At 34.8% G+C, this 26,570-nt stretch carries 24 protein-coding genes; 9 read left to right on the top strand and 15 right to left on the bottom strand.

Features of this window, described 5'->3' with window-relative positions; translation table 11 throughout:
- Positions 1 to 144 precede the first annotated feature (144 nt).
- Together KO527_RS13450 and KO527_RS13445 are read right to left on the bottom strand one after the other, a co-directional pair.
- Positions 145 to 783 (bottom strand): glutathione S-transferase family protein, encoded by a 639-nt coding sequence (locus KO527_RS13450; protein WP_216040801.1) that lies wholly within the window; start codon positions 781 to 783, stop codon positions 145 to 147.
- A gap of 21 nt (positions 784 to 804) precedes the next feature.
- Entirely contained in the window at positions 805 to 1,020 is a 216-nt protein-coding gene (locus KO527_RS13445) for a DUF6500 family protein (protein WP_216041171.1), read from the bottom strand.
- Positions 1,021 to 1,242: 222 nt separating this feature from the next.
- On the opposite strand from KO527_RS13445, the gene KO527_RS13440 reads away from it, so the two are divergent.
- The 3 genes from KO527_RS13440 to KO527_RS13430 are packed head-to-tail and all read left to right on the top strand — an operon-like array spanning position 1,243 to position 2,386.
- Positions 1,243 to 1,560 carry a heavy metal-binding domain-containing protein gene (locus KO527_RS13440; protein WP_216040800.1) on the top strand — a complete coding sequence of 106 codons (318 nt, stop codon included), beginning with the start codon at positions 1,243 to 1,245 and terminating at the stop codon, positions 1,558 to 1,560.
- A 19-nt stretch (positions 1,561 to 1,579) separates the two neighbouring features.
- A complete protein-coding gene (locus tag KO527_RS13435; RefSeq protein WP_216040799.1) occupies positions 1,580 to 1,945 on the top strand; it encodes a cupin domain-containing protein in 366 nt (121 codons plus the stop codon).
- Between the two features lie 21 nt (positions 1,946 to 1,966).
- Positions 1,967 to 2,386 (top strand): VOC family protein, encoded by a 420-nt coding sequence (locus KO527_RS13430; protein WP_216040798.1) that lies wholly within the window; start codon positions 1,967 to 1,969, stop codon positions 2,384 to 2,386.
- Positions 2,387 to 2,434: 48 nt separating this feature from the next.
- On the opposite strand, the gene KO527_RS13425 is transcribed toward KO527_RS13430, so the two are convergent.
- The 3 genes from KO527_RS13425 to KO527_RS13415 form a co-directional block, all read right to left on the bottom strand.
- Positions 2,435 to 3,691, bottom strand: coding sequence for a hypothetical protein (locus KO527_RS13425; protein ID WP_216040797.1), 1,257 nt, complete (start codon positions 3,689 to 3,691; stop codon positions 2,435 to 2,437).
- Positions 3,692 to 3,838: 147 nt separating this feature from the next.
- Positions 3,839 to 5,659, bottom strand: coding sequence for an acyl-CoA dehydrogenase C-terminal domain-containing protein (locus tag KO527_RS13420; protein WP_216040796.1), 1,821 nt, complete (start codon positions 5,657 to 5,659; stop codon positions 3,839 to 3,841).
- Between the two features lie 110 nt (positions 5,660 to 5,769).
- Positions 5,770 to 6,771: a response regulator transcription factor gene (locus KO527_RS13415; protein ID WP_216040795.1), complete on the bottom strand. Its 1,002-nt coding sequence runs from the start codon at positions 6,769 to 6,771 to the stop codon at positions 5,770 to 5,772.
- A gap of 137 nt (positions 6,772 to 6,908) precedes the next feature.
- Here KO527_RS13415 and KO527_RS13410 point away from each other — a divergent pair, with 137 nt between their 5' ends.
- Entirely contained in the window at positions 6,909 to 9,035 is a 2,127-nt protein-coding gene (locus KO527_RS13410; RefSeq protein WP_216040794.1) for a TonB-dependent receptor, read from the top strand.
- Between the two features lie 112 nt (positions 9,036 to 9,147).
- Here KO527_RS13410 and KO527_RS13405 read toward each other — a convergent pair whose 3' ends face one another.
- The 3 genes from KO527_RS13405 to KO527_RS13395 all read right to left on the bottom strand — a co-directional run bounded on the left by KO527_RS13405 (position 9,148) and on the right by KO527_RS13395 (position 11,065).
- The gene (locus KO527_RS13405; RefSeq protein WP_216040793.1) at positions 9,148 to 10,167 is read right to left on the bottom strand and encodes an MJ1255/VC2487 family glycosyltransferase; all 1,020 of its coding nucleotides are present in this window, start codon (positions 10,165 to 10,167) and stop codon (positions 9,148 to 9,150) included.
- Positions 10,168 to 10,677, bottom strand: a complete 510-nt coding sequence (locus KO527_RS13400) for a phosphatase PAP2 family protein (protein ID WP_252733719.1) — start codon at positions 10,675 to 10,677, stop codon at positions 10,168 to 10,170.
- A 172-nt stretch (positions 10,678 to 10,849) separates the two neighbouring features.
- Positions 10,850 to 11,065: a dodecin gene (locus KO527_RS13395; RefSeq protein WP_216040792.1), complete on the bottom strand. Its 216-nt coding sequence runs from the start codon at positions 11,063 to 11,065 to the stop codon at positions 10,850 to 10,852.
- Positions 11,066 to 11,242: 177 nt separating this feature from the next.
- Here KO527_RS13395 and nrtS point away from each other — a divergent pair, with 177 nt between their 5' ends.
- The 5 genes from nrtS (at position 11,243) to KO527_RS13370 (ending at position 17,235) form a co-directional block, all read left to right on the top strand.
- The gene (nrtS, locus tag KO527_RS13390) at positions 11,243 to 11,470 is read left to right on the top strand and encodes a nitrate/nitrite transporter NrtS (protein WP_042145322.1); all 228 of its coding nucleotides are present in this window, start codon (positions 11,243 to 11,245) and stop codon (positions 11,468 to 11,470) included.
- Between the two features lie 20 nt (positions 11,471 to 11,490).
- Positions 11,491 to 12,399: a methyl-accepting chemotaxis protein gene (locus KO527_RS13385; protein ID WP_042145323.1), complete on the top strand. Its 909-nt coding sequence runs from the start codon at positions 11,491 to 11,493 to the stop codon at positions 12,397 to 12,399.
- Positions 12,399 to 12,737 carry a hypothetical protein gene (locus KO527_RS13380; protein WP_216040791.1) on the top strand — a complete coding sequence of 113 codons (339 nt, stop codon included), beginning with the start codon at positions 12,399 to 12,401 and terminating at the stop codon, positions 12,735 to 12,737. The genes KO527_RS13385 and KO527_RS13380 overlap by 1 nt, the downstream gene beginning before the upstream one ends.
- 161 nt (positions 12,738 to 12,898) lie before the next feature.
- Entirely contained in the window at positions 12,899 to 14,053 is a 1,155-nt protein-coding gene (locus tag KO527_RS13375) for an FAD-dependent oxidoreductase (protein WP_216040790.1), read from the top strand.
- 188 nt (positions 14,054 to 14,241) lie between these two features.
- The gene (locus KO527_RS13370; protein ID WP_216040789.1) at positions 14,242 to 17,235 is read left to right on the top strand and encodes a TonB-dependent receptor; all 2,994 of its coding nucleotides are present in this window, start codon (positions 14,242 to 14,244) and stop codon (positions 17,233 to 17,235) included.
- 68 nt (positions 17,236 to 17,303) lie between these two features.
- Here the strand turns inward: KO527_RS13370 and KO527_RS13365 are convergent, their stop codons facing one another.
- The 7 genes from KO527_RS13365 to KO527_RS13335 all read right to left on the bottom strand — a co-directional run bounded on the left by KO527_RS13365 (position 17,304) and on the right by KO527_RS13335 (position 26,232).
- On the bottom strand, positions 17,304 to 18,536 hold the full coding sequence (locus tag KO527_RS13365) for a hypothetical protein (protein ID WP_216040788.1): 1,233 nt from the start codon (positions 18,534 to 18,536) through the stop codon (positions 17,304 to 17,306).
- A gap of 160 nt (positions 18,537 to 18,696) precedes the next feature.
- The gene (locus KO527_RS13360) at positions 18,697 to 20,373 is read right to left on the bottom strand and encodes a trypsin-like serine protease (RefSeq protein ID WP_252733718.1); all 1,677 of its coding nucleotides are present in this window, start codon (positions 20,371 to 20,373) and stop codon (positions 18,697 to 18,699) included.
- Positions 20,374 to 20,725: 352 nt separating this feature from the next.
- A complete protein-coding gene (locus KO527_RS13355) occupies positions 20,726 to 20,959 on the bottom strand; it encodes a hypothetical protein (RefSeq protein ID WP_216040787.1) in 234 nt (77 codons plus the stop codon).
- 130 nt (positions 20,960 to 21,089) lie between these two features.
- Positions 21,090 to 22,736 carry an electron transfer flavoprotein-ubiquinone oxidoreductase gene (locus KO527_RS13350; RefSeq protein ID WP_216040786.1) on the bottom strand — a complete coding sequence of 549 codons (1,647 nt, stop codon included), beginning with the start codon at positions 22,734 to 22,736 and terminating at the stop codon, positions 21,090 to 21,092.
- Between the two features lie 13 nt (positions 22,737 to 22,749).
- Positions 22,750 to 23,679: an FAD-binding protein gene (locus tag KO527_RS13345; protein ID WP_216040785.1), complete on the bottom strand. Its 930-nt coding sequence runs from the start codon at positions 23,677 to 23,679 to the stop codon at positions 22,750 to 22,752.
- A complete protein-coding gene (locus KO527_RS13340; protein WP_216040784.1) occupies positions 23,679 to 24,428 on the bottom strand; it encodes an electron transfer flavoprotein subunit beta/FixA family protein in 750 nt (249 codons plus the stop codon). The genes KO527_RS13345 and KO527_RS13340 overlap by 1 nt, the downstream gene beginning before the upstream one ends.
- A 22-nt stretch (positions 24,429 to 24,450) precedes the next feature.
- Positions 24,451 to 26,232 (bottom strand): acyl-CoA dehydrogenase, encoded by a 1,782-nt coding sequence (locus KO527_RS13335; protein WP_216040783.1) that lies wholly within the window; start codon positions 26,230 to 26,232, stop codon positions 24,451 to 24,453.
- Positions 26,233 to 26,570 lie beyond the last annotated feature (338 nt).

The following is a 26,570-nucleotide window of genomic DNA, read 5'->3' as shown; positions in this document are numbered from 1 at the left end:
TTAAGTCCTTTAAATACATAGACTCTCAAGTTTTGGCTGCCATTATGATTACTCGTGTATCGCCTAAATCTGGTACAATTATGTCTTAAAAATTAAAAAGACTCTACTATATTTAAGTGAATATTAATAAAGCCCATCTATTTGTTAAAGATAATCAACCAAACTGAAATTTTCTTTTTCACAGACACGTACGACGGAATCTCTAGTTGCAAGTTTTTTAAGGTATCGCGATAAGTTATTAAATGATAATGGTGGTTTTTTAAATTCATCAGCCCAAACAGCTAACATAAATAAAAAATAGTCACACACTGTTATGCTATCACCCACCAAATAGTCTTTCCCCTTAAGTTCACTATCAAGCAGTGCAAACATATCTGTGACACGTTGCTCTTGTATCGTTACTATCGTATTTATATCTGCTTCTTTGCCGCTATGTCTTTGAGGGTAAAAATACAACATCAATTCAGCTTGAACGGTATTATTTAAATACATTAACCATTGGTAAAATTTTGGTCTATTTTTATTGCCTACCTCTGGCATCAAGGATTGTGAGGGGTTGTTATCACATAAATGTAAACAAATTGCGACACTTTCGAATATTGCTTCGCCATCATCAACTAAAGTAGGTATTCGCCCTGTAGGGTTTAATCCTAAATATTCGTTAGATTTATGCGCATTAGATTGTCTATCAACTAATTGTAATTGATAATCTATGCCCATTTCCTCTAATACAAAATGCGGTGCCATACTGGCGTTAAGTGGATAATAATAAAGTGTGTACATCATATTCCTTTAATTGAAATGTTATATTTGCTCTACCATAGTTTTAATTTTAATCGCCTTTTCAAAGTGATCTAATTTATGTGTCATTATCCACCAAGTTGCGACTTCCATTAATAATTCAGGATCATCATTTTTATTTGCAAAAAATGCATAGAAAGATAAACCTACGTTATCGCCTTTTCTTTCTATTTTTTTATTACAAACGGTGATTATTTTTTGTTTCAATGCTTCATTCATAATCATAGTGTTAACTAAGTTGATACGCCTTAAAAACCCATGATTTTAACAGTAAATCTAGACACTGAATATGTTGTAAACGCACTATTTTGTAACATCTAATTTAACAATTAATTGTGTTATGGTGTAATTTGTCCCCTCGATATATTAGTGCTAAGCTCATAAGAACTCGCACTATTATCAAGCATTTTTACATTTTAGCCACAGTCTTTAGGGAAACTTATGATTTACACCACAACAGAAACAGTTCCAGGAAAAGAGATAGATCAAATATTGGGGGTTGTTACAGGAAATGTTGTTCAAGCTAAGCATATTGGCCGTGATATAATGGCAGGTTTAAAAAATATAGTGGGTGGTGAAATACGTGGTTATACAGAAATGTTAACCGAAGCGAGAGATATCGCAGTGCAACGCTTAGTTCAAAATGCCACTGAAAAAGGAGCTGATGCCGTTGTTGGTATTCGTTTTACTACCAGTGCTATTATGGATGGTTCTTCAGAAATCATGGTTTTTGGCACAGCTGTTAAATTAAAAGCATAAATTTTGTCGGGCAGAACATATGAATAAAATTAATATTGCTGAAAAATTTGGTTTGTTCGATCAACAATGGACACCTAAAGTAATATCTCAATCGAATGGGCAATTAGTCAAAATAGCAAAAGGAAGCGGCGAATTAGTTTGGCATACACATGATAATGAAGATGAACTATTTATCGTATTTAAAGGACAATTGACCTTACAGTTAAGAGCTAAAAATATAATCCTTAACCCAGGTGAAATGTATGTGGTGCCTAAAGGAGTTGAGCATTGTCCAAAAGCACACCCTGATACCCACTTTATGATGATTGAACCTACATCAACCGCCCATACTGGAGAAAACTTAAGTGAAAGAACCGTTTCATCTGATCAACAAGAATGGATTTAATTCAAATTTAAAGGAATATGAATGAAGCAGTCAATAATACATATTGCCTTAGTCGTAAAAGATTATGATGAAGCAATTGATTTCTATGTAAATAAACTTAAGTTTGATCTTATTGAAGATACATACCAACCAAACCAAGATAAACGTTGGGTAGTTGTTTCTCCGCCAGGGTCGCAGGGTACCACAATATTATTAGCACGTGCCTCTAATGAGAATCAAACAAAATTTACAGGTAATCAAACTGGTGGACGTGTTTTTCTATTTTTAAGTACAGATGATTTTTGGCGAGACTATAATCGAATGCTATCAGATGGCATCAATTTTGTAAGAGAGCCACAAGAGCAAGATTATGGCACCGTAGCTGTATTTGAAGATTTATATGGTAATTTATGGGATTTACTACAATTAAGCCCTGAACATCCAATGTCTTCAAGAACTTAATCATTTTATATTAAGTTTAATACCTATATGAACATGGCTAGAATAAAGTTACATTGTAATCAAAGAACCAGATTGTGCATATTTTTTAAAGTGTTGCCTAACCTCTGATGGACTTGTTTCTGCATTAGTTATTGTAGCCATAGTATCTTTTTTTAATAGCCTAGATTCCAATTTTATAAGATGATTTTCATTAACATTATGCCAATTACTTGGGATGCAATAATCATTATTTAAAAATTTGATAAATGTTTTATGTAAAGGCTTATTTTCATTTCCTAACTTTGTGCTTCTTAATACATCAATTAGTTCATTTGAGTTTTTAGGAATATGGGACAGACCTTCAATTTTATAACATGCATTACCTAGAACAATTGGCATTTTTCCAAGTAAAATAGTTTCGATTCCAACCGTAGAGTTTATTGTTAAAACGCTCTTTGCGTTTGTTATTAATATTTGTGTGCAAGCTGAATTACAAAAAATAGCCCTTTTATGTTTTCCATATAAGTGCTTATAGCTTCTTTTTTCACTAGGATGTTCTTTAAAAACAAAAAACAGTTTTGAGTTTTTATTGAGTTGTTTTATACATTCATCAAATAATTCGTCCATCGATTTAAGCCATGGAGAATTTCTAATTATTTGACTGTCAGTTTCAACTTGAAAAGGTACAAATATATATTCTTTTGGTATTAATATTTCATTAGAATCAATACTTTTCGGTACTATAGGCGTTCTTGCTGTTAATTTTATATCCCTTTTAACCTCGTTTGAATTCAATAATGTTTTTAATCTATAACTTCTGAAGAATGATGGGTCTCTAGGTACGCTATTTTCACAATTTACACCTCTCCAATCGCAGACAGTTGTATTGGGTAGTAAACCATTTTCGAAATAAATTATTTGTTTTTTTAATATCTTCGCAGCAATTACAATACTACTGCTTGGAAATTTTTGACCATTCCAAACACCTACAACATTAGGGTCTATTTTTGTAATCACAGCACAATGCTTAGCAATATAATAATATTCAAGTAATGATCTAATAAAACAATAGATTGGCCAAAATAGGGATTTTGATAATATTGGGTGTGCCTTTTTCTTTTTTGAAAAATGTAATGATAAGTTTTCTTTTAAAATTGCGGGTTTTATTTTATTTATATATTTTAAGGCTTTTAAATTAAATATTGATTTGGATGGTCGATAGACAGTTATATTAATTTGTTTATTTGATTTGAAATATTCAGATAATTTTTTAAAATATTTGACATGTGATTGACCACGAGCCATTAATAAAAATTTATTTTTCATCTAATTTACTTAAGTTGTTAGCACTAAAGATAAATTACACAAAATAAATTAATCTTTTATTTCATTACTGTTACAGTAAAATGAAATAAAAGACTTGTGTGTGACACCCAATTTAACTTCTTATTTAGCCATAATACGTTTTTTGTATTATAAAAAGCTTAATAAATCTTCATCTAATTGCATTAAAGTTTTTGGGTCTGCCATCATCGTCGCTGCCAATGATTTTGTTCTTGGTAAAATGCGATCAAAATAAAATTCAGCAGTTTTAATTTTAGCACGATAAAAATCTCTATTTTCAACCTCCCCTGCTAATTTCTCATAAGCACTTTGCGCCATTTGAGCCCAAAAATACGCCATAACTAAATAACCTGAATACATTAAATAATCAACTGATGCAGATCCAACTATGTCCCGGTTTTTCTTAGCTTTAAGTGCCAAACGAATCGAGTATTGCTGCCAATTTGCAATGCCTTTACTTAATGGCCAAATAAACTTGTTCATTTGGCGTTTATGTGGGTTTTTAGACAACATGCTTTGATCTTTACAAAATAATAAAACTTCTTTAGTAAAGTCTTTTAAAGAGCGGCCATGTGTTAGTAGTATTTTTCGGCCAAGTAAATCAAGGGCTTGGATGCCTGTAGTACCTTCATATAATGTTGAAATACGCACATCACGTACAATTTGCTCCATACCCCATTCTTTAATATAACCATGACCACCAAATATTTGTAAACCATGATTTGCGCTTTCAGTACCTACCTCAGTTAAAAATGCTTTTAAGATTGGGGTAATAAAACCAAGTCTATCATCAGCAGTTTTCCTATCAGCCTTGGTCTTTGCCATTTCTATATCATCTACTATTTTTGCAGCATAATAAATCATGGCACGTCCTCCCTCACTAATTGCTTTTTGTGTCATAAGCATCTTTCTTACATCAGGGTGAACGATAATAGGATCTGCAATCTTATCTGGGTGTTTTTTGCCTGTTAATGAGCGCATTGACAATCGTTCTTTTGCATAGGCTAATGAGTTTTGATATGCCAGCTCCGATGCGCATACACCTTGCAATGCGGTACCTACACGTGCGGTATTCATAAAAGTAAACATGCATTCTAGCCCTTTATTTTCAGGACCAATCAGTACGCCTTTTGCATTGTCAAAGTTTAGGACTGCTGTTGATGAGGCTTTAATGCCCATTTTATCTTCGATTGAACCACAGGTAACATGATTACTTTCACCTAAATTACCTTTTTGATCAACCTGGACTTTAGGCACTATAAAAAGAGAAATACCGCGTGTGCCAGCTGGTGCATTTGGTAATCTTGCAAGTACGATATGAATTATATTTTCTGTTAAGTCGTGATCGCCTGCTGAAATAAATATTTTTGTACCTGAAATGTTATATGTACCATCACCATTGGGTTCAGCTTTCGTTTTTACTTGTCCTAAATCTGTGCCACATTGTGGCTCAGTTAAGCACATAGTACCTGTCCATGTTCCTTCAGTGAGCCGTGTTAAATAAAGCGCTTTTTGATCATCAGTACCATGTGTTTGCACTGTATTCATAGCACCATGACTTAAACCCGGGTACATAGCCCAAGACCAGTTTGCTGTGCCCATCATTTCAGCTTTTGCCATTCCTAATGAAGCAGGCATACCTTGGCCGCCGTGCTCTAAAGGATGTGATAAACTTTGCCATCCACCTTCAACATATAAGTTATATGCTTCTTTAAATCCTTTTGGCGTTGTCACTACACCATTTTCAAATTTACAGCCTTCTTTATCACCACTTTGGTTTAAAGGTAATAATTCATTTTCACAAAATTTGGCACATTCTTGAAAAATAGCATCAACTAAATCAGGTGTCGCTTCTTCAAATTCGGTATATTTTTGGTAATGACCGTAATAATCAAATACATCATCAAATAGAAATTTAATATCCATTAAAGGAGCTTTATAACTTTGCATAATTGCTTTCCTTATTATTGTTTTTATTTAATTAATAACAATTAAATTAGTATAGCAGACAAATAAACTGGTCATACCACAAAGTTAATAAAGTTTGATCTTAGTTAAATTTATTCTGACAATATATGGGATTTTAATAAACTTGCAGGTGTAATATTAAATCGTTTTTTAAAAGCCGTTATAAAATTAGATGAGTGATTATAACCTGCTAGATATGCAGCTTCGCCTATGCTTAACCCATTAATTGCAATTGCTACTCGAGCATTTTCAAGTCTTTTTTTAAGGATATAATCAACGACTGTTGTACCATAGTCTTTTTTAAAACGTCTTTGTAATGTACTAATACTTAAACCCATAGATTTTGCGATACCTTCTAATGAAATGGGGTTAGTGATTAATAAATCAATTTGTTTTTTTAACGTTAGATCTGATTTTATTACTTTATTGTTGGTATTTTTTTCATCCTGTTTCACCGTAACTTGATTACTTAAAATATCAAAACACTCAGCTAAAATCTGTAAAGCAACTTGTTCTATTAATAATTCTGTTGCAAACCCTGTTTTGACTTTTTCTTGTAAGATCAATTTAGATAATTTGATTATATTATCTGAAGCTTGCCATTTATAAACAGCTAAATCCTTCATAAAGATTTTATTTAATATTTCGAAGTCTTGTGTGTTTTTACATCTTTTCTTCAGCCATTCTTGCTTTATAAATACATTTACTTTTTTAACATGCTCATCTTGCTTCATATGGCGTGTCATAATATCTGGTTTATTTAAAATAATGGCTGAACATTCAACTTCAGGGGCATCTTTACCACCAATAAAATATGCCTGTTTTCCTAAGTTAAAATGTATCTTGCCCTTAAAAACAATATTAAAACTTAAACAGGGCGGTAACTCTATTGATGAGCTCATATTTTGCATTTCAATTACATCATTGCAATGCACTGAGATCCCCGATGCAAGATCAGAAAAAGAAAATAACCCAGACATAATCGGCTGCTCATTTGCTAGGTTTAAATGATATTCACTATGATGTACAGATGTAATCATTTCTCTTAGTTGCTGTTGGTTTACAATCGTTTCATGTGTAATTTTTGATGCCATTTTAACTTCCTTTACTCCTTTGACGATATATAAATGTAATCTGACGATATTGCATAACAGACTAATGAAACTTTTTCTCACCTTGATTGTATCATACCGATAATCATTCGTATTTAGAATTTTATTAAGGGAAAGTCATGCCAACTCATAGCTTTAAAAAAAGCGCTCTATGTTTATTAATTTCAAGTGTTTGTACAACTAACTTCGTTTATGCAGAAGAGACTACGGTAGATAAAAACAATAAATTAGAGCAGATTGAGATATGGAATACTGAAGTTAAAGCGTCTTCTTTATATTTTAATGAAGAAACACTTGCTTCAAAACAAGCGGATCACCTAAGTGATTTATTAAGAACTATTCCTGGTATTGATGTAGGTGGCTCTCACTCAATGAACCAAAGAATTACAATTCGTTCATTAGAAGATAAAGATTTAAAAGTAACTATTGATGGTGCAAATCAAAATACTTATATGTATCACCATATGGGTAACTTACAGATCCACGCGGACATTCTAAAATCAGTAGACATTGAGGTAGGCACAAACTCAGTGATTAATGGCGGTTTAGGTGGTGCTGTACGCTTTGAAACAAAAGAAGCCAGTGAATTATTAGAGAAAGATCAGCAGTTTGGTGCGAGATTACAAACTACGTTCGCTGATAACTCTGCAAACTCATATTCATTAACAGGATATGGTCAACTTTCAGATGCTGTTGATGTATTGGCATATTATAACTTTGTTGACCGCCAAAACTTTGAAGTGGGCGGCGGTACTTTAACAGATGTCAATGGTGATAAAATTCAAGGTACTGATGGTGAAGTGAAAGGCCTTGAAGGTGAACTAGATGATGCATTATTAAAGTTGGGTTGGGATTTATCAGAAAATCAACGCTTAGAGTTTGGTTATGAAACCTATTCAGATAAAGGTGATTATAGCTATCGCCCGGATATGGGGTCTGCTACTGATATCGCAATCACAGGTGCTTTAGGTGTGCCATTAAATTGGCCTACTGAGTTTAGCCGCGATACTATTACTTTAAATTATGAATTAAATTTCAATGAAGATTCAGTATTAAAACTTGCTATATTTAACAATCAAAGTGAGTTATACCGTGATGAAAGTGGCTGGGCAGAAAATCCAGCCTTTGCAATGTGGGCAAGTAAAGTAACAGGTGAAGCTGACAATACAGGCATTAACTTAATTGGAAATTCCTTTTTAGATGGCAATATAAGCAACAGTTTAAGTTATGGTGTTGATATTGTGAAATATGAAACACTATATACTGCAAATGCTTTATCAGGCGCTATTCGTACAGCAGATGAAGAGGCAACTAATTCAGCCATTTTCATAGAAGATAAAATTGCATTTGATAATGGTTTCACTCTAATACCTGGTGTTCGTTATGACAACTTTGATATTGATTCAACTGTAGTTGATAATTCGTTTTCAAAAGTAACGGGCGCGTTAGCTGCACAATATGATGTAAGTAGTGAATTAATATTTAAACTCAGTGCAACACAGTTATTTAAAGGCCCTGAGCTAAGTGAAGTATTTACGGGAGCAGGCATTGATGATACTGAAAATCAGGGTATTGAAGCTGAAACAGGTTTAAACTCAGAATTTGCTATTGCATACCGCGCAGCAGTTTTAGGTGCAGATAGCTTTACAGCAGGTATCACTTTATTCCAAACAGATGTAGATAATTATATCTATGACTATGCTCAAATCCCAGGTGGTGGTCCGCGTGATTATCATAAAGATAATGTAGGTGATTTAGAAGTAACAGGTTTTGAAGCTTATGCAGGCTATAATTTAGGTCACTTACAAGTTCAACTGAGTTACTCTTCTGCTGAAAGTGATTTAAATGCTTTTGCTGATTATCAATCTTTAGATGGGTTTCGTTTAGATCGAGAGCAAGGTGATACAATAAGTGCTAACGTAGATTATTACTTTGAAGCTCTAGAATTAACAGCTCATTGGGATATTTTAACCGTTGCAAGTCTAGATCATGCGCCTTCATTAGATGGCGCAACTGTAGATACTGCAAAAGACAGCTACACAGTTCAAAATATTTCACTTCGCTGGGCGCCATCTGCTGTTAATGGCTTAGCAATTAGTCTTGGAGTTGATAATTTATTTGATGAATATTACGCTTCACAGTCATCAAGAACGGGTCTTTCGAAGCATCCGAGGTTTGGTGATTTATTCTTAACAGATTATGAGCCAGGTAGAAATATAAAAGCGACAGTATCTTATAAGCTTTAATAATAAATATTGAAAAGCCAAGCTGGTATTGCTTGGCTTTGTTGTTTATTTGATATGACAGTAATAAAAATAAATGCTGAGTTTTTTTTATAACTTAGCCAGCAAACTATTTTCACCTTTTCCATAATAAATCAGCTAGTTCTTGCTGTTCATGCCATCTTCCTTGTTTTAACCAAGTCACCAAGTGCTTGGCAACATCAGGGTAATTAGCTTGATGTAATTTGATATCTGATGTTAAAAATATTTCACATATTTTTGAATCTAGCTTATTCATTACTTTACCTAAACCAAGTGCTTGTAGTGCTTTTGCATTTGATATTTGCTCCATTTGCCCTGCTAATGGCTTAACTAAAACATCAATGCCTATATGAATACATTCACTAACAAGCTCAAACCCTGCACCACAAATTACTTTTTTGCTTTGAATTAAATCATTCTTAAAACCTGTTAAGCAAGGGGATCTGGTATGAATATTACCATTATCCTCATTAACTAAATCAGGCGAATAAATATAAAAATCAAAATTTTTAAATTTTTGTAATAAATTGATCACCTCATTTTGTGCTTCAAAAGGCAAATATACGAGTACTTTATTTTCAATTATATTGGAGCTGCTTAATTTAACATCTACTATAGGCGGTAAAATTGGACTATCAAAATGATGCCAATGTAAACCAATTGGAAACCGAACAGGCGCAAATTTTTGTATTAATGTATTAGTCAGCCAAGTTCCTCCATCCTTAGGAATATCATGTGTAAAAGCATATTGATGCCCTATTCCTATTGAATCAATCCCCTGTTGTTTTGCTGCCCATGCGCTAACAGGTTCAAAATCGCTTATAACTAAGTCATATTCCGTTAAATCTAGCGTTTTAACATCACTCAAAAACTGCTTTATATTATTTTTTTGCAGAGTTTGTCTTTTTTTTATTTTTCCATTTTCTGTAACGAATGTTAACCCTTCCCTATGTTCAAAATTACCAAATGGTTCCATGGCAAATAATTTAGATTTTGTCCTTCCTGAGATTAAGTAAGTGACATCTAGTTCGGTGTTTTTTAAATGTTCAGCCATTACACGAGAACGTGTTAAGTGGCCATTTCCTGTCCCTTGTACTCCGTAAAGTATCTTCATTTACTGACCTATAATTATAATTGTTAAAGATCCAAGCGCCGTACCTAGGCCTGCGCCTGCTAAAATATCCGTTGGAAAGTGAACACCCAGTAAAACGCGAGATATACCAACACAACTAGCCCATATGTAAATCAATAAGCTAAGTGAAGGAAAATATTGCGCTATTAAAAAAGCTAATAAAAAAGCGCCGGATGTATGCCCTGAAGGGAAACTAAATTCATCGGAGGCTACGATACTGGCTTTAAAAAAAGGAATGGCCTGAGGTGGACGGTTTCGCTTTAAAGTATTTTTTAAAAGCCAGTATAAGGGCCGTTCAATCATAAATGCGATTAAAGTAGCAATAATTAGTTGCATGCCTTTATCTGAAGACAATAAAAGAATTGGCAATGCAACTTGTAGATAACCGTCACCTGTTTTTGAAATTAAACTAGCAAAAGGTTTTAACTTGTCACTTTTGTGGCCAGAGACACACCACATAAACATTACAGTATCTAGATGTTGTAGTTTCATAATTACCTCCTAATCTATTACGAGTCACTATTATTTAAAATAACAAGAGATTTAATAATGATAATGAGGTGCTGATATGACTTTTGAGTGACAGTTTAATGAAGATAAGTTGACAACCTTAAACTTAGGTTTAAGGCTATAAGACTGCGTTTATATGTATAATTCGATACAATCAGCTCTTTTCAATTCTAAAACCCACTTTAATAGTGACTTGAAAATGACCGACTTTGCCATCAACAATATGACCACGTGTTTCAACAACTTCAAACCAATCTAAATTTTTAATTGTTTTATTGCATTCCTCAATCGCATTATGAATTGCTTCTTCTATGCTAGTAGGTGATGACCCAACCATTTCGACTTTTTTATACGTATGATGATTCGACATCGTGGCTTCCTTTTTATCAGAATTATTAATTACATCTAAATATAGAACTATTTTTGAAAATAGAGCTATATTTAAAAATAATTTAATTTTTATAAATTGCTTATTTATTATGGTAGTTAGCTTATTTGTCGTGTATGTTTACGCTATAAACAATTGATTACTCGGTGAGTATTTAATATGCAATGGTTTAATTTAGCGACAAGCAGTTCCGTAATTTTGCGTTCATTAAAAGTTGCTATGGTTGTAGGAACTATTTTAGTTTTCATAAACCATGCCGATGTCATATTCAATGGCCAAATTACAATCAGCCATTTGATTAAAATATTATTAACCTATTGTGTGCCATATTGTGTATCAACCTATGCCAGTGTAGATTCGATGTTGAATTCTGATGCCACTGAATAACTAATAAAGAGGATTTCCCAATGTTTAATTTTTTTGGTGGCGATAAAACTCCAGAAGGACATGTTTTAATTAAACAAGAAGAATTAGCGGATCTAAATGCTAAAGCACAGGTTTTAGATCAATTAATCTCTGGTGGTGCTTTAGAAATGGCACAACAAATTACTGAAAATGCACAAAATGTAAATGTAGCATCTTCAAATAGATTAAGTGAAATAGAAAGTAATTATGGCTTGATCCAATCATTTATTGAGCAATCTGAAAGTGTTGAGCATACGTCTAGCGAGTCATTTGAATCTGCAAAAGCAACTTCTCAAACGTCTGCTAATGGTATTCAACAACTCGAAAGCTTAACTGACAATATCACCACTTCGGCGCAATACATCAGCGAATTTACAGAACTTCTTGCCAGCCTAGATGAAAATAATCGTAATATTGGTCAATTAGTTGAATCAATTAAAGGCATTGCCGACCAAACTAATTTACTTGCATTAAATGCCGCAATTGAAGCTGCTCGTGCAGGTGAACATGGTCGTGGTTTTGCGGTTGTAGCTGATGAAGTACGCTCATTAGCAAACACCGCAAATCAATCTGCAGATCAGATCCAAAATGAAATGAAAAAAATTATGGGAATTTCTTCTTCGATTATTGATAAACAAAAAGAAGTTACAACCATTATTGATGGCAGTGTTGATATCGCAAATACGACTATGGAAAGTTTACAAGAATTAGTATCAATGTCTTCTTCAAGTGCGAGCTTAGTCGAATCAACAATTGATCAAGTACAACAACAATTAAGTAGCTCTGAAACAATTAAAGAGAGTATGCAACAACTGATTGAAGATACTCGCCAAGCACTCGATGGCTCTTCTACTAATGTTGACTTAGGTCAACAACTGGTGAGCCAATTAATCTTAGATAACCGACTATAATGACAAGAGAAGAAGCTTTATTAGCAATAATTCAATTTGATGAAAACAAAGATAATGCTTTTTCTCAATTAGCAACATATCCAAGGGAGAGTGATACGACACTTGTTAATATCACTCCTTTAATGCTCATCAATAATTTAAATATGTATTTGCAAAATTTGATTACAAGTGATGACTTAGAGTTTTGGGCTAACTTTATTGAAATTCGTGAAGATATTAATTCTAGTGAGATAGAAGGTGAAATTTATGCGTTATCTAATCCTGATTTGATGGGAGAGATATCCATCAATACAATGACAAAACTCATTTCAATATTAAAAAATCCCCCACACGAATAGCTTACTCATACAATCAGCCTTTATATCTTACCATTAACGTTAATTAACTGGCTCTCGGGGGGAGTTGGGTAACGCCTTCAAAAATTTTCACTTTTATACTTGATTATTCTTATATATTTTCCACACTTAACTTAATAAGATCTTAATGAGATTATAAGTTTATGACGCAGTTTGATGTCACTATTATTGGAGGAGGTATAGCAGGTGCAGGCGTTGCCCAATGTGCTGCCGCTGCTGGTTACAGCGTATTACTTTTGGAAAAAGGTGATTACGCAAGTCAAACTTCATGTAGTTCAAGTAAGTTAATACATGGGGGGTTACGTTATTTAGAAACAATGCAACTTAACTTGGTATACAACGCATTGCATGAACGTGCCTCATTATTAAAGTTAGCCCCCGAATTAGTACACCCTATCCCTTTTTACATTCCTGTATATAGTGATACCTCAAGAAGTGTTTGGACATTAAGATTAGGTTTATCATTATATGCTCTACTGTCTGGATTTAATAAGCTAAGCCGTTATAAAGAAATACCTAAAAAAGATTGGTCACTATTAAAAGATATAAAAACAGAGGGGTTAATTGCAGTATTTCAATATTGGGATGCACAAACAAACGATCAATTATTAACTAACAGTGTGATGAAAAGTGCGCTTAACTTAGGAGCCAGTGCTCATTCCCATGCCGAATTTATTAAAGCCGAAAAGCTCAGTAGCGGATATAAAGTATCATTTAATATAAATAAAGGGATAAGTGAAGTTAATACACTAATGATAATTAACGCAACTGGGCCTTGGGTGAATGAAACTTTAGATAAAATTTACCCACAAGTTAAGGGCTGCAATATTGATTGGGTGCAAGGTACGCATATTATTTTAGATAAAACGGCGCCCAAAAAAATATTCTACTTAGAGTCTAAAGCTGATCAACGTGTGATATTTGTTATGCCTTGGTATGGTAAAACACTAATAGGCACTACTGAAGTTGTTTTAGAAGAACTTCCAGAATATATCAGCCCCCATGCAGAGGAAATCGATTATTTATTATCAGTCTACCAAAGTTATTATAAAGGAGAATTACCAAAAATCATCCGCTCATTTGCAGGAGTACGTGTATTACCTAAGCAAAAAAATGCTGCTTTTTCGCGCCCTAGAGAAAGCATTATTTGGCAATCCCCTCAAAATCCTTACATCATCAGTTTATATGGTGGCAAGTTAACCACTTTTAGAAGTACAGCGAAAAAAGTGGTTAAACACATTAAACACACTATAGGTTCAAAAGAAAAGTGCGCAAATATTGATAACCTCAAGTTATAAGACTTTACCCCTTACACCTTTTAATAACTTAAATTGTAAATAGATATAACTAATTATTGCACACATGTATCTCACTTGTTATTTTATATCTCAGAGTGAATCTAAGATGCGTCATTCTTCAAAATTAATAAATATAAAAATTAACAGGATTTATATATCTTCAAAGATATTAATAGGGGTGCAATGAAATGATTAAATACCATTCTTTTAACAAAACGCAGTTGGCTGGAGCAATAAAAAAAGTTTTAATGTTCACAGCTTTAAGTTCTATTTATACAGTTACACCTAGTTATGCCGAAGAAGAACTCGCCCAGGAGCAGGTGGAACGTATTTCCGTTACAGGGTCTCGAATTCAGCGTTCTAGCGCACAAATGACAACACCTACGACAGTAATAGACTCTGAAGCGATTGAGATGTCTGGTGCTAAAAATATAGGTGATTTACTTAACAAATACCCTGCCTTATTGGATGGTATTGGTGGTGCAGGTAATAATACTAACAGTGGTGCGGGATTTTCATTAAATAATGCAGGATTAGAGCTCGCTAATTTAAGGGGGTTAGGTACAAACAGAACATTAGTTTTAGTAAATGGTCGTCGTCACGTACCAGGTGCAGCCGGCACGTCTGCAGTAGATATGAGCATGATACCTTCAGCTCTCGTTGATCATATTGAAATTATAACAGGTGGTGCTTCAGCAATATATGGCGCAGATGCTGTGACAGGAGTTGTTAACTTTATATTAAAAGATGACATAGAAGGTTTAAAAGTTGATATTTCAGCAGGGATCACCGCTGAAAGTGATGGCGAAACACAAGATGTTTCTTTTACTTATGGTACTAATTTCGATAGTAATAAAGGTAATGTCACAGGTCATTTATCTTATTCAAATGAAGAAGAAATCCCTTTTACATCAAGAGATTACGCATTAAATCGTTATGTTTTTAGAGCTAATCCACTCAATACTGGCCCAGATGACGGGATAGCAGATACTATTTTCTTCAACGATGTACGATATCAAGCTTTAAGTAAAGAAGGATTATTTTATGTGCCAAATGAAAATTGGATTTTAAAGGGTACAGACTTTGATATTATTAATAATCCACTCCCTCCTACTTTTGCAGATGATCCTTTTGGTTTAGGTTACGATACCTATGCAATTGATAGAGAAACAGGCCAGTTTAGAGATTTTGTTGCTGGTATAAATTGTCAGGTTGTACCATGTGATGGCGGAGATGGTTTTAGAACTCAAGAAACGGGCACCCTAAACTCACCAAGTGAACGTTTAATTTTTAATATTAATGGTCACTATGATGTAAATAATGATCTTAGATTATTTGCAGAAGCAAAATATGGCAAAGTAGAATCGGCAGTATCAACACAAGCATCGGTTTTTCACGATGATAACTTTGGACCGCTTATTTCTATCACAAAAGATAATCCATTTAGACCACAGCAACTTGTAGATATTATGCAGCAAAGAGAACTTGATGTTGTTGCTTTAGCTGTTATTGGTTTAACAGCAAGAAATGAGAATATTAGGGAAACAAGTCAATTCACATTGGGTGGTGAAGGTTCATTTTCAGATTATGATTATAATTTTTATATTCAACACGGAAAAGTTGATAGTGAATTAAATTCTGATGATATATCAAATGAAAATTACTATCGCGCTTTAGATGCAGTCACTGATGCAAATGGTAATGCGGTTTGTCGTGATGCTGCGCAAAACCCAGATTGTGTCGCATATAATCCAATTGATGGTTTAGCATCTGATGAAGCAAAAGATTATGTTGGTGTAATATTACAACAAAGAGATTCAATTGAGCAGACCGTCGCAGCTTTTTCATTAAGTGGTGAATTATTTGAAGCACCTGCAGGAACTGTAGATTTTGCAGTAGGTGTAGAATACCGTAAAGAAACTTCAAACAGTAATCCTGATTTATTATCACAAGCTGTTGATGCTGATGGTGTTGGTTCAGGTTTAGTGGGTTCTCGTACTGGTCCTACTCGCCCTGAAAACTCATATTTAAGCCCAGTTACCGGTAGCTATACAGTAAAAGAGATTTATGGTGAGTTACTAGTACCTTTAATTGAAGGGCAAACTGCAATAGAGAATCTAGATTTAGAATTAGCGGCACGTTATTCTGATCATAGCGTAACAGGTGGTGACTCAACTTATAAATTAGCACTGAATTGGGCTATTAATAGTGACTTTAGGACACGTTATACATACTCGCATGCAGTTCGAGCGCCTAATATACAAGAGCTATTTGCAGCTGAATCAATTGGCGGGGCAAGCATGACAGATCCATGTCATTCTGATAATCAATTATTAGGTCCTGATGGTAGTAATCGTGTAGCTAATTGTGCAAGTTTAGGTTTAGCACCAGATTTTATATCTAATGCTTCTTTTGGTACGCGCTCTGTTGAAAGCAAAGGCAATATAGAACTAAACCCTGAAATTGCTGATACATTAACTGTTGGTTTAGTTTATACGCCATTTAATGAGCTCAGTATTGCAGTAGATTATTGGGATATAAACATTGAAGACGCTATCACTACCTTTGAACCTACTGATATTTTGAATAACTGTGTTGATGGTCAAAGTTTAAATAGCGTTTTTTGTGATGCTGTTAAAAGAGATTCAGGAGGCCAAATTTTATTAGTTTCTACACAAAGTATTAATGCAGCAAATTTTGCTGCAAGTGGCACTGACTTAGATATTAACTATAGCCATAGTTTATCTTTCGGCCAGCTAAACTTTACTTTCAAAGGCACTTATTTAGATGAAAAAACCTTCCAACAAAACTCAGCAGACCCAACTGATATAGATAGTCAAGCTGGTGAAGTTGGCTCGCCTCATTTTAGAGCTTTGATCACTTCGGCTTTAAAAACGGATGATATGCTTGTTAGCTGGACAGTTAACTACATTGGTGAATCTACGTTTAATAAAGAAGCGACACCTGAGTTATATCCAGATACTTTCAATAATAAAGTAAAAGCATATGCATATCATAATCTAAACTTAAGTTACTCATATGACGATGCGATATCTTTGTATTTAGGTATAGATAATGTAGCAGATAAAAAACCTGCAGCATTGCCTGATTTAAATGCTGGCGGCTTATTATATGATGGTATAGGTCGTAAATATTATGCTGGTATGCAGTTTGATTTTTAGTAGTTTAACTATATAAAAAACGCCACTTATGTGGCGTTTTTTATGCTTATTTAAGAAGTGATATAATTTTAGCAATGTTCAAAATAAATACGATATGTAGATGACCAAATTGGATATTCAACTTCCATCATATAACACACAAAGTCATCTTTATTTAAGTTCGCATAGTTAAATAGATAGTCACTCATTTCGCCTACTTTAAGCTCGCCAATGATTTTTGCACGCTCTGAACTTGAATGTAAAACATTCAGCTCTGGGAATTCAGGCAAGCGTTCTGTCCACATATCTGATGCTCTAAGTTTACCCTCTTCTACTCTTTGATTATTAGAGTAACAGCCCACATTAACTGAGCTTCTCATATCTAATTTTTTATCTAAGAAAACCATCATAACCAACTTTTCAGTTGGTGATTTTATGCTAATACTTGTTGAACTACATTTACTTTGATGCACTAAAGGATTAGCTAACTCATCTGGGTTACTAAACAAAAAGCTGGCATCAAAAGGCGCATTGTCATCTAAGTCATTAAACACAATGCCTGAGTTACTCGCTGAAAAACTTGAATATGAATCAGCCAAGTTTTGATCTGAAAATTCATCGACTATGCCTATTTGGAATTTACTTGTATCAATTCTTGAGTTTGAAGTCACATTGTCAGGTGCAATAAACCCTTCTGGATTTGGGTGTGTATAAAACTGAACAAATGGAGGTGATGATTTACTTCGTTCTATGCCAATTTTAGTGATCATGGCGACTTCTTGTAAAAACTGCTTATCATTTTGGTTTTCAGTTAATACATAACATGAAAATAATGTTTTGATAGAAGAAGATAGCAATTGTTTTGAACACAAAAAGTGTTGGTTTCTTTTTTGCTGTGCCGACAAACTGACTGTTTCGGTAACTTTGTTTGGTTCATTGCCGTCCAATAACCTTTTTAAATGCGCATGACTTTTTGCATAGAGCTTAATTTGATGATTAAAAGCTTGAACAACATTTTCAAGTTCTAGAATATGCTGCTTTTGTAATGACGCTTGCTTTAATTTAGCAATAAAGTCGTCTAAACCAGAAATGCCTGGTAATAGAGTTAATACTTCTTTACCGTTTCGACTCTTTTGTAAAGCATTTAAAATACGCTGGCAGTTAGACTTATTGTAATCAAGCCAGTTTGACATACCAGATATGGAATGCGCTGATTGCGGAAATTGTGAGAATAGACCATTTAAAACACTTTTAAAGTTTTCACCCGTTCTATTTAGTGCAATAAAATCTTCATTTGTAAGTGGTTTTGTTTTAAGGGACATATATTTTAATAATTATTTTAGCCTATCTAGGATTCTATATTAAATCATAATTATAAGGAAATTAACCCACATTATATTTATCTATTGCGCAAGCGCATTAAAAAAGGAGCCAGGGGGCTCCTTTGTTACAACAATAATTTTATTTTTTATTTAAGCGATCCTAATTACATGTTCCTGTTGCAGTCCATGGCCCCCAAGCACCAGATTCTGCAGGGTTTTGTCCTTGAGTCCACCAGTTCGCTTGGTATTTAACACCATTAAGTGCTACTTCATCTCCTGTTAGATAAACAGCTGTTGCAGTCCATGGCTCAATATCTGAACAACCTGTATTTGTTGATTCATTAACGGTTACTTGCTGTGTTGATACACTCGTTAAACCTTTAGCATCCATAACTGTTAAAGTCACATAATAAGTGCCTTTTGCATCATAAACATGTGTAGGGTTTACTGAATTTGATGAGGCATTATCACCAAAATCCCATACACGAGAAACCACTGCTTGATCATCTGTTGAACTATCAGTGAAACTTGCCGTTAACTCTGAAGTAGTCACAGTAAAGCTTGCCACTGGCGCTTGATTTTCGTCAACTGAACTACACTCCCCCAAGTTTTTCCATACATTACTATAAACATTAGGTTGTGCGCCTGTAGACCACCAAGTCGCTTGGTATTTATAGTTTTGGTAGCTAACAATATCATCTAACTGATAACTAGTACTTGCACTCCAAGCATTTATACCATCACAACCTGGTAAAACAACACCACCATCAATTTTTATAACTTGTGAAGTTGTATCTTCTTGACCTTTAGAATCAGTTACCGTTAATGAAACAGTGTAATCACCTTCGGCAGCATAATCATGACTTGGGTTTATTTGAGTTGAAGTATTATTATCACCAAAATTCCAGCTATGTGATACAACACCGTTATCATCTGTAGAGCTACTTGTGAAATTAACCGACATATCGCTTACTTGAGCGCTAAAACGTGCTGTAGGAGGCATATCATCCACTTGACCAATACCTGTTTTGGCTTTGATCCAATCAACATAACTTGTAGTACGGGTAAAAGCAGTTGCTCCTTTACATTCACTGCCCCAGCTGACTGTTCCGATACTATAAAAATCACCGTTAGCTGATATTGCATACGGACCACCGCTGTCACCGTTACATGCGGACACACCACCAGTACCACCACCACAGATCACAGAGCCGGGAAGGTTAAACTGTAATTGACTACTACAAGATGCATTAGAAATTACCGGTAATTTTACTTCTCTTAATACATCACTTTGTGAACCACGATTACTTGTTAATCCCCAACCAGACACAGTGACATAGCTGCCAACACCAGCATATTGGTCTTCAATTAACTGTGTTGGTAATTTTGCTGGCCTATATTGTGCGTTGGCGGGCGTTGCAAGTTTGAGTAAACCAATATCATTACCAGATCGAATTCCATTTGCACCACGCCAATTTTCGTGATTAATGATTTGGCTAACACGAATTGTTTGTCCATCGCCAGAGCGCATACTATGAGCACCCACTTTTACAGTTAAAGAACTGGTAGAAGCATTATCTAAACAATGGGCGGCTGTTAATACCCAACCGCTGCTGATCAAGGTACCACCACAACCTTGACGGCCATTCATCAATAAAGCAACTTGATATGGTCTAGAATACGGAGTCGATTCTGAACCACCTACAATTTGTGGTGTTACATCATCAATAGCCCCAAATGATGGCCCAACTAGTAAGCCTGCCATAACTGCTGAAGTCTTTAGCATTACTGATAAGTTTTTACTCACCCTGTTTGTATTATTTTTTTTTATATTCATAATTCTCTCATTATTTTTATTAATCTTAAAGTCACAAATGACACCTAAGATATAATCTCAGATTAACAATTGTGCAACAAATACCTAAAAAAGGCACTTGTCGAATTTGTAAGCTATTGTTTGTTTTTTATACTTTGTTATTTTGTAACAATAACTTAAATGTATAAATAAGTTTACGCACATAAATTGAAAACTATAAGTTTTTTTAATAAGTAATAGGAAGTGAAATATTTGTAACTTAGGGCAATATATTTAGTTTGATTTAAAAAACGATAAACAAGCGATTAGGATCCTATTTTTATTTATAGAATTGAACTTGTAATATTTAATAAATTATATTAATTCAAAGGGCTTAATCTCTTAATTTTATATCCGGATCATGATCAACTTCACCATCTTCAGCGATGGATATAATTGATTCATCTAAAGTGACAATCGCTGTTTTACCTTCAGGCATATCTCTAATAAATGCCAAATGATAACCAAATTGGCCAACATCATTAAGCGATAACTTTTGAGCTAATGTTAACTCGTTTAATAATTCTTGAATTTTACGTTCAATATTTTGGCGTTTGTCTTCTTTCATCGTATTGATTTTCTGCTAATTTAGTTTACACCTATAAAAAGTATAGACATCAAATTATATCTTCGCAAAATAACAACCATATAAAAAAACCTGAAGTGTCGCTTCAGGTTATAGGGGAATTAAATGTATTTTACATATTTGGGTAGTTAGGGCCGCCGCCACCTTCTGGAGTTACCCAAGTTATATTTTGTGACGGATCTTTTATGTCACAGGTTTTGCAGTGCACGCAATTTTGAGAATTTATTTGAAATTTAGGTCCCGATTCTTCTTCAATAACTTCATACACACCTGCTGGGCAATATCTTTGAGCTGGTTCTAAAAATTCAGGTAAATTGTATGATATCGGAATTTGACGATCAGCTAACTTCAAATGACAAGGTTGGTCTTCTTCATGGTTAGTATTTGATAAAAATACAGAAGATAACTTATCAAAACTTATTTTCCCATCAGGCTTAGGGTATTCAATAACACTGTAAGCTGCCAGCGTTTTTAATTGTGCAAAATCAGCTTTATTGTCGTGTAAAGTAAAAGGCAATTTTCCACTAAATATATTTTGGTCAACAAAATTAAATGTTCCACCTAATATTGCACCAAACTTATGCATTGCAGGACCAAAGTTTCGGCTCTGTTTTAGCTCCTCATAAACCCAAGAATTTTTAAATCTGTCATCAAAACTCGTTAGCTCTTTAGCGCCATCGCAGCCATTGTTTATTGCCTCAAATACTTCTTCTGCAGCTAGCATACCTGACTTCATTGCAGTATGAGTGCCTTTAATTTTCGCGAAATTTAAAGTCCCTGCATTACAACCAATGAGTAATCCACCCGGAAATGTCATTTTAGGTAAAGCGTTAAAGCCACCTTTTGTAATTGCACGTGCACCATATGAAACGCGCTTTCCACCATCTAAGTATTGCTTTAATACAGGGTGATGTTTGAGCCTTTGGAATTCATCAAATGGGCTTAAGTATGGGTTTTCATAGCTTAGATCAACAATTAAACCTGCTACCACTTGATTGTTTTCAGTATGATATAAAAAAAAGCCACCTGAAGTACCTTTATCTAACGGCCAGCCAGAACCATGGATCACTAAGCCTGGTTGGTGTTTATCTGCAGGAATATCCCAAAGCTCTTTTATACCTAATCCATAATGCTGTTCGTCACTTTTGCTATCTAAATTAAATTTTTCATATAATGATTTTCCTAAGTGACCACGGCAACCTTCTGCAAAAAGCGTATATTTTGCATGTAACTCCATGCCTTGCATATAACTGTCTTTTTGCTCACCTGCTTCACTTATTCCCATATCTCCAGTGGCAATACCTTTTACGGAACCACTTTCATGATAAAGAATTTCAGATGCTGCAAAACCAGGAAATATTTCTACACCTAGTTGCTCCGCTTGATCAGCTAACCAACGGCAAACATTACCTAAACTTGCAATGTAGTTGCCCCTATTGTGCATTGTTTTTGGCACAAACATATTTGGAAATTTTATCGACTTTTCTTCATTTTGAAACATGAACAGCTGATCTTCTGACACAGGCGTATTAAGCGGGGCACCCATTTTTTGCCAATTAGGGAATAATTCATTCAGCGCTTTAGGTTCAACAATTGCGCCAGATAGAATATGCGCGCCAACTTCAGAACCTTTTTCTACTACACATACAGTTAATTCACGCTCTGCTTCATTTGCTTGTTGCATCAATTTACATGCAGCTGCTAAACCTGATGGTCCAGCTCCTACAATTACAACATCAAACTCCATTGATTCACGCATATTCAAATCTCACTTATAACTTGTCGGTTAGCTCTGGCAGTACGTCAAATAAATCTGCAACTAAACCATAATCAGCTACTTGGAAAATAGGCGCATCTTCATCTTTATTAATAGCGACGATGATCTTAGAGTCTTTCATACCTGCTAAATGTTGAATTGCGCCAGAAATACCCACTGCAATATAGAGATCTGGTGCCACAATTTTACCTGTTTGACCCACTTGCATATCATTTGGGACAAATCCCGCATCAACAGCGGCACGTGATGCGCCAACTGCAGCACCTAGTTTGTCAGCTACGCTTTCTAATAAAGTAAAGTTTTCGCCATTGCCCATACCACGACCACCTGAGATGATAACTTTTGCGGCTGTGAGCTCTGGTCGTTCTGATACTGCGACTTCTTCACTGACAAACTCAGATATTTGTGCATCATTAACAATATCTAAGCTTTCAATCGGCGCACTTACATCAGATGCAGATGCCGCATCAAATGCTGTGCCTCGTACTGTGATCACTTTAATTGCATCTAGAGATTCTACTGTTGCAATCGCATTGCCTGCATAGATTGGACGCTGAAATATATTGCTTGATTCAACTTTTATAATATCTGAGATTTGTGCCACATCTAACAAAGCAGCAACGCGTGGCATAAAGTTTTTACCCGTTGTTGTTGCAGCAGATACAACATGGCTATAATTAGGGGCTAATTCTGTTACTAACTTAGACATATTCTCAGCAAGTTGATATTCATATGCTTCATTATCAGTAAGCAATACTTTTGAAACACCATTAACCAAAGCGCCCTGCTCTGCAACAACACGACAGCTTTTACCAGCAACAAGTAAATGACATTCCTCACCCATTTGAGATGCTGCTGTGATCGTATTTAAAGTTGCCGCTTTTAATACCGCGTTATCATGTTCTGCAATAATTAAAATAGCCATTAGATCACCTTCGCTTCATTTTGTAGTTTTTCAATTAATTCTTCTATGCTGTTTACTTTAATACCTGCTTGGCGCTCAGTTGGTGCTTCAACTTTTAAGAGCTTTGTATGGTTTTTTAGTTCAATACCTAAATCAGCGGGGGTTTGCACGGCAAGTGGTTTACGTTTCGCTTTCATAATATTAGGTAAAGAAGCATAACGCGGTTCGTTTAAACGTAAATCGGTTGTCACTATTGCAGGCATATTGAGCGCAACAGTTTGTAAGCCGCCATCAACTTCACGGGTTACATGTACTTTATCGCCAACAAGCGCAACTTTAGATGCAAATGTGCCTTGCGGCATATCTAATAATGCACCTAGCATTTGACCCGTTTGATTATTATCACTATCAATGGCTTGTTTACCCATAATGATCAAGCCTGGTTGTTCAGCTTCAACCACTTTTGCAAGCAACTTTGCTACATTTAATGATTCTGGCATTGAATCAGTTTCAATTTGAATACCGCGATCGGCACCTAATGCAAGTGACGTACGAATTTGCTCCTGACATGCTTTAGGACCTATCGACACGACAATAACTTCTGTAGCTGCACCTGATTCTTTTAATCGAATCGCCTCTTCTACTGCAATTTCACAGAATGGGTTTAGTGCCATTTTTGTATTTGCTAAATCAACATCGCTGTTATCCGCTTTAACACGTGCCTTAACGTTATAGTCTATAACGCGTTTTACTGTGACTAATATTTTCATTTTATTCTCTTATTCTTAAATTTTAAAATTGGTCTTCAGGTAATGACATGATGCTGTTGCTGCCTGCTTGAATACATGCCATGTTTGTATGAATACGCGGTAGTAAGTGATCAAAGTAAAATTGAACTGTCACTAATTTCGCTTTAAAGAATTGCTGATCACCTTGGGCTGAATTTAATTTTTTTTGTGATTTTATTGCCGCCTTTGCCATCATCCACGCACCAGAAATATAACCAAACATCATCATAAAGTTCACACTGATAGAGCCAGCAGCAGACTTATCTGTTTGCGCATTATCTAATAACCAGTTTTTAGCTTGCTGCCCAGTTTTTACAGCATTGTCTAGCGATAAAGCTAACTTATCCAACTCTGGATAGTGTTGTAAATCTTTGCTTGTTTGTTTTATATCAGATAGTAATTGTGCTAATTGCTCACCTTGATCAAATAAGGTTTTACGGCCCACTAAATCTAGCGCTTGAATGCCTGTTGTGCCTTCATAAATGGTTAATATTCTGGCATCTCTATAATGTTGCGCAGAACCTGTTTCTTCGATAAAACCCATACCACCATGAATTTGAGTACCAAGATAAGTCACTTCTTGCGCTAATTCGGTCAACCAGCCTTTTACAATTGGTGTATAAAGTTCTACACGTGAAAAATGTTTTACTTTTTCTTCAGTCGTTTTTGCATATCGTGATTTATCAGTTTCATTACTAGCAACATAAGCAAGTGCGCGCATCGCTTCTATGCTCGCTTTCATTTGCATTAACATGCGGCGCACATCAGGAAATTTAATGATAGAAAAACGACTTCCATCTTTATTGGTACCTTGTAAACGCTCTTTAGCGTACTCTAATGCTTGTTGATATGAACGCTCAGAAACAGCTAACCCTTGTAGGCCAACATCTTGTCTTGCATGGTTCATCATAGTAAACATATATGATAAACCTTTATGTGGTTCACCTACTATATAACCTACCGCGCCATCATTATCACCAAAACTCATAGAACACGTAGGGCTCGCATGTATACCCAATTTATGTTCAAGTGCAGTACAATGAACATCATTAAGCTGACTAGTCGTATTACCCTGGTCATCTAATAAAAACTTAGGCACGACAAATAGAGAAATACCTTTTACGCCAGCGGGAGCATCAGGTAGTCGTGCTAAGACTAAATGCACAACATTTTCGGTCATTTGATGATCGCCCCAAGTAATAAATATCTTTTGGCCTGAAATAAGGTAATGATCATCATTTGGAACGGCTTTTGTTTTAATAGCGGCTAAGTCAGTGCCCGCATCTGGCTCTGTTAAGTTCATGGTGCCAGTCCATTGGCCGCTTATCATATTAGGCAACCAAGTTTGTTTTAAACTATTACTACCATGATGTTTTATGGCTGAAATTGCGCCTTGCGTTAGCATCGGGCAAAGAGAAAAGGCTAAATTAGCACTTTGCCATACTTCGTTTATGGCTGTACCAAATAAATTAGGTAAATTCTGACCACCATATTCTTCTTCAGCGGTAAGCGATGACCAACCATTTTCCATATATTGCTGATACGCTTCATTAAAGCCATCTGCTTGTAGTACTTTATTGTCTGTTAAAGTGGCACCTTGACTATCGCCTGTTGTATTTAATGGTGCTATCACTTCTGAACCAAGTTTAGCTGCTTCATTTAATATGACAGATGCAAATTCGCTATTAATATCTTCAAGTCCTGCGTTTTCGCAAAAAGCGTCAAATTCAACAATCTCTTTTATTACAAAATCTACATCTTTATATGGATGGTTATACTCACTCATGAAGTTTCCCTTTAATTTTTTAAGCACACGTCGCTTTATTAAGGTTATTTAACCTTGCATCCAAGCGACAAACAATAACAAAACAAGCGCATTAATTGATATTTTCGGACAAGTTATTTAAAATTTGATAATAATCACCGTGAATTTAGCTTTAAAAATGTGATCCACGGACATATTCGAAGAATAAATAGGCATTACTGTGAGTTTAGTACATCATTCAATTTCAATTCATTTTGTTACTACTTTAATTAAAGCTGCAAAAAACAAAGATTTAAATTGCGAACTATTATTAGAAAAAGCTGATTTGAATTTAGATATGTTAAAAAATTCGCAGCTAA

Origin of the sequence: Pseudoalteromonas sp. C2R02 (assembly GCF_018860845.1) — a bacterium.
GTDB lineage: Bacteria > Pseudomonadota > Gammaproteobacteria > Enterobacterales > Alteromonadaceae > Pseudoalteromonas.
Note: the sequence above shows the minus strand (reverse complement) of the source record. Positions and strands in the feature narration are given on the sequence as shown.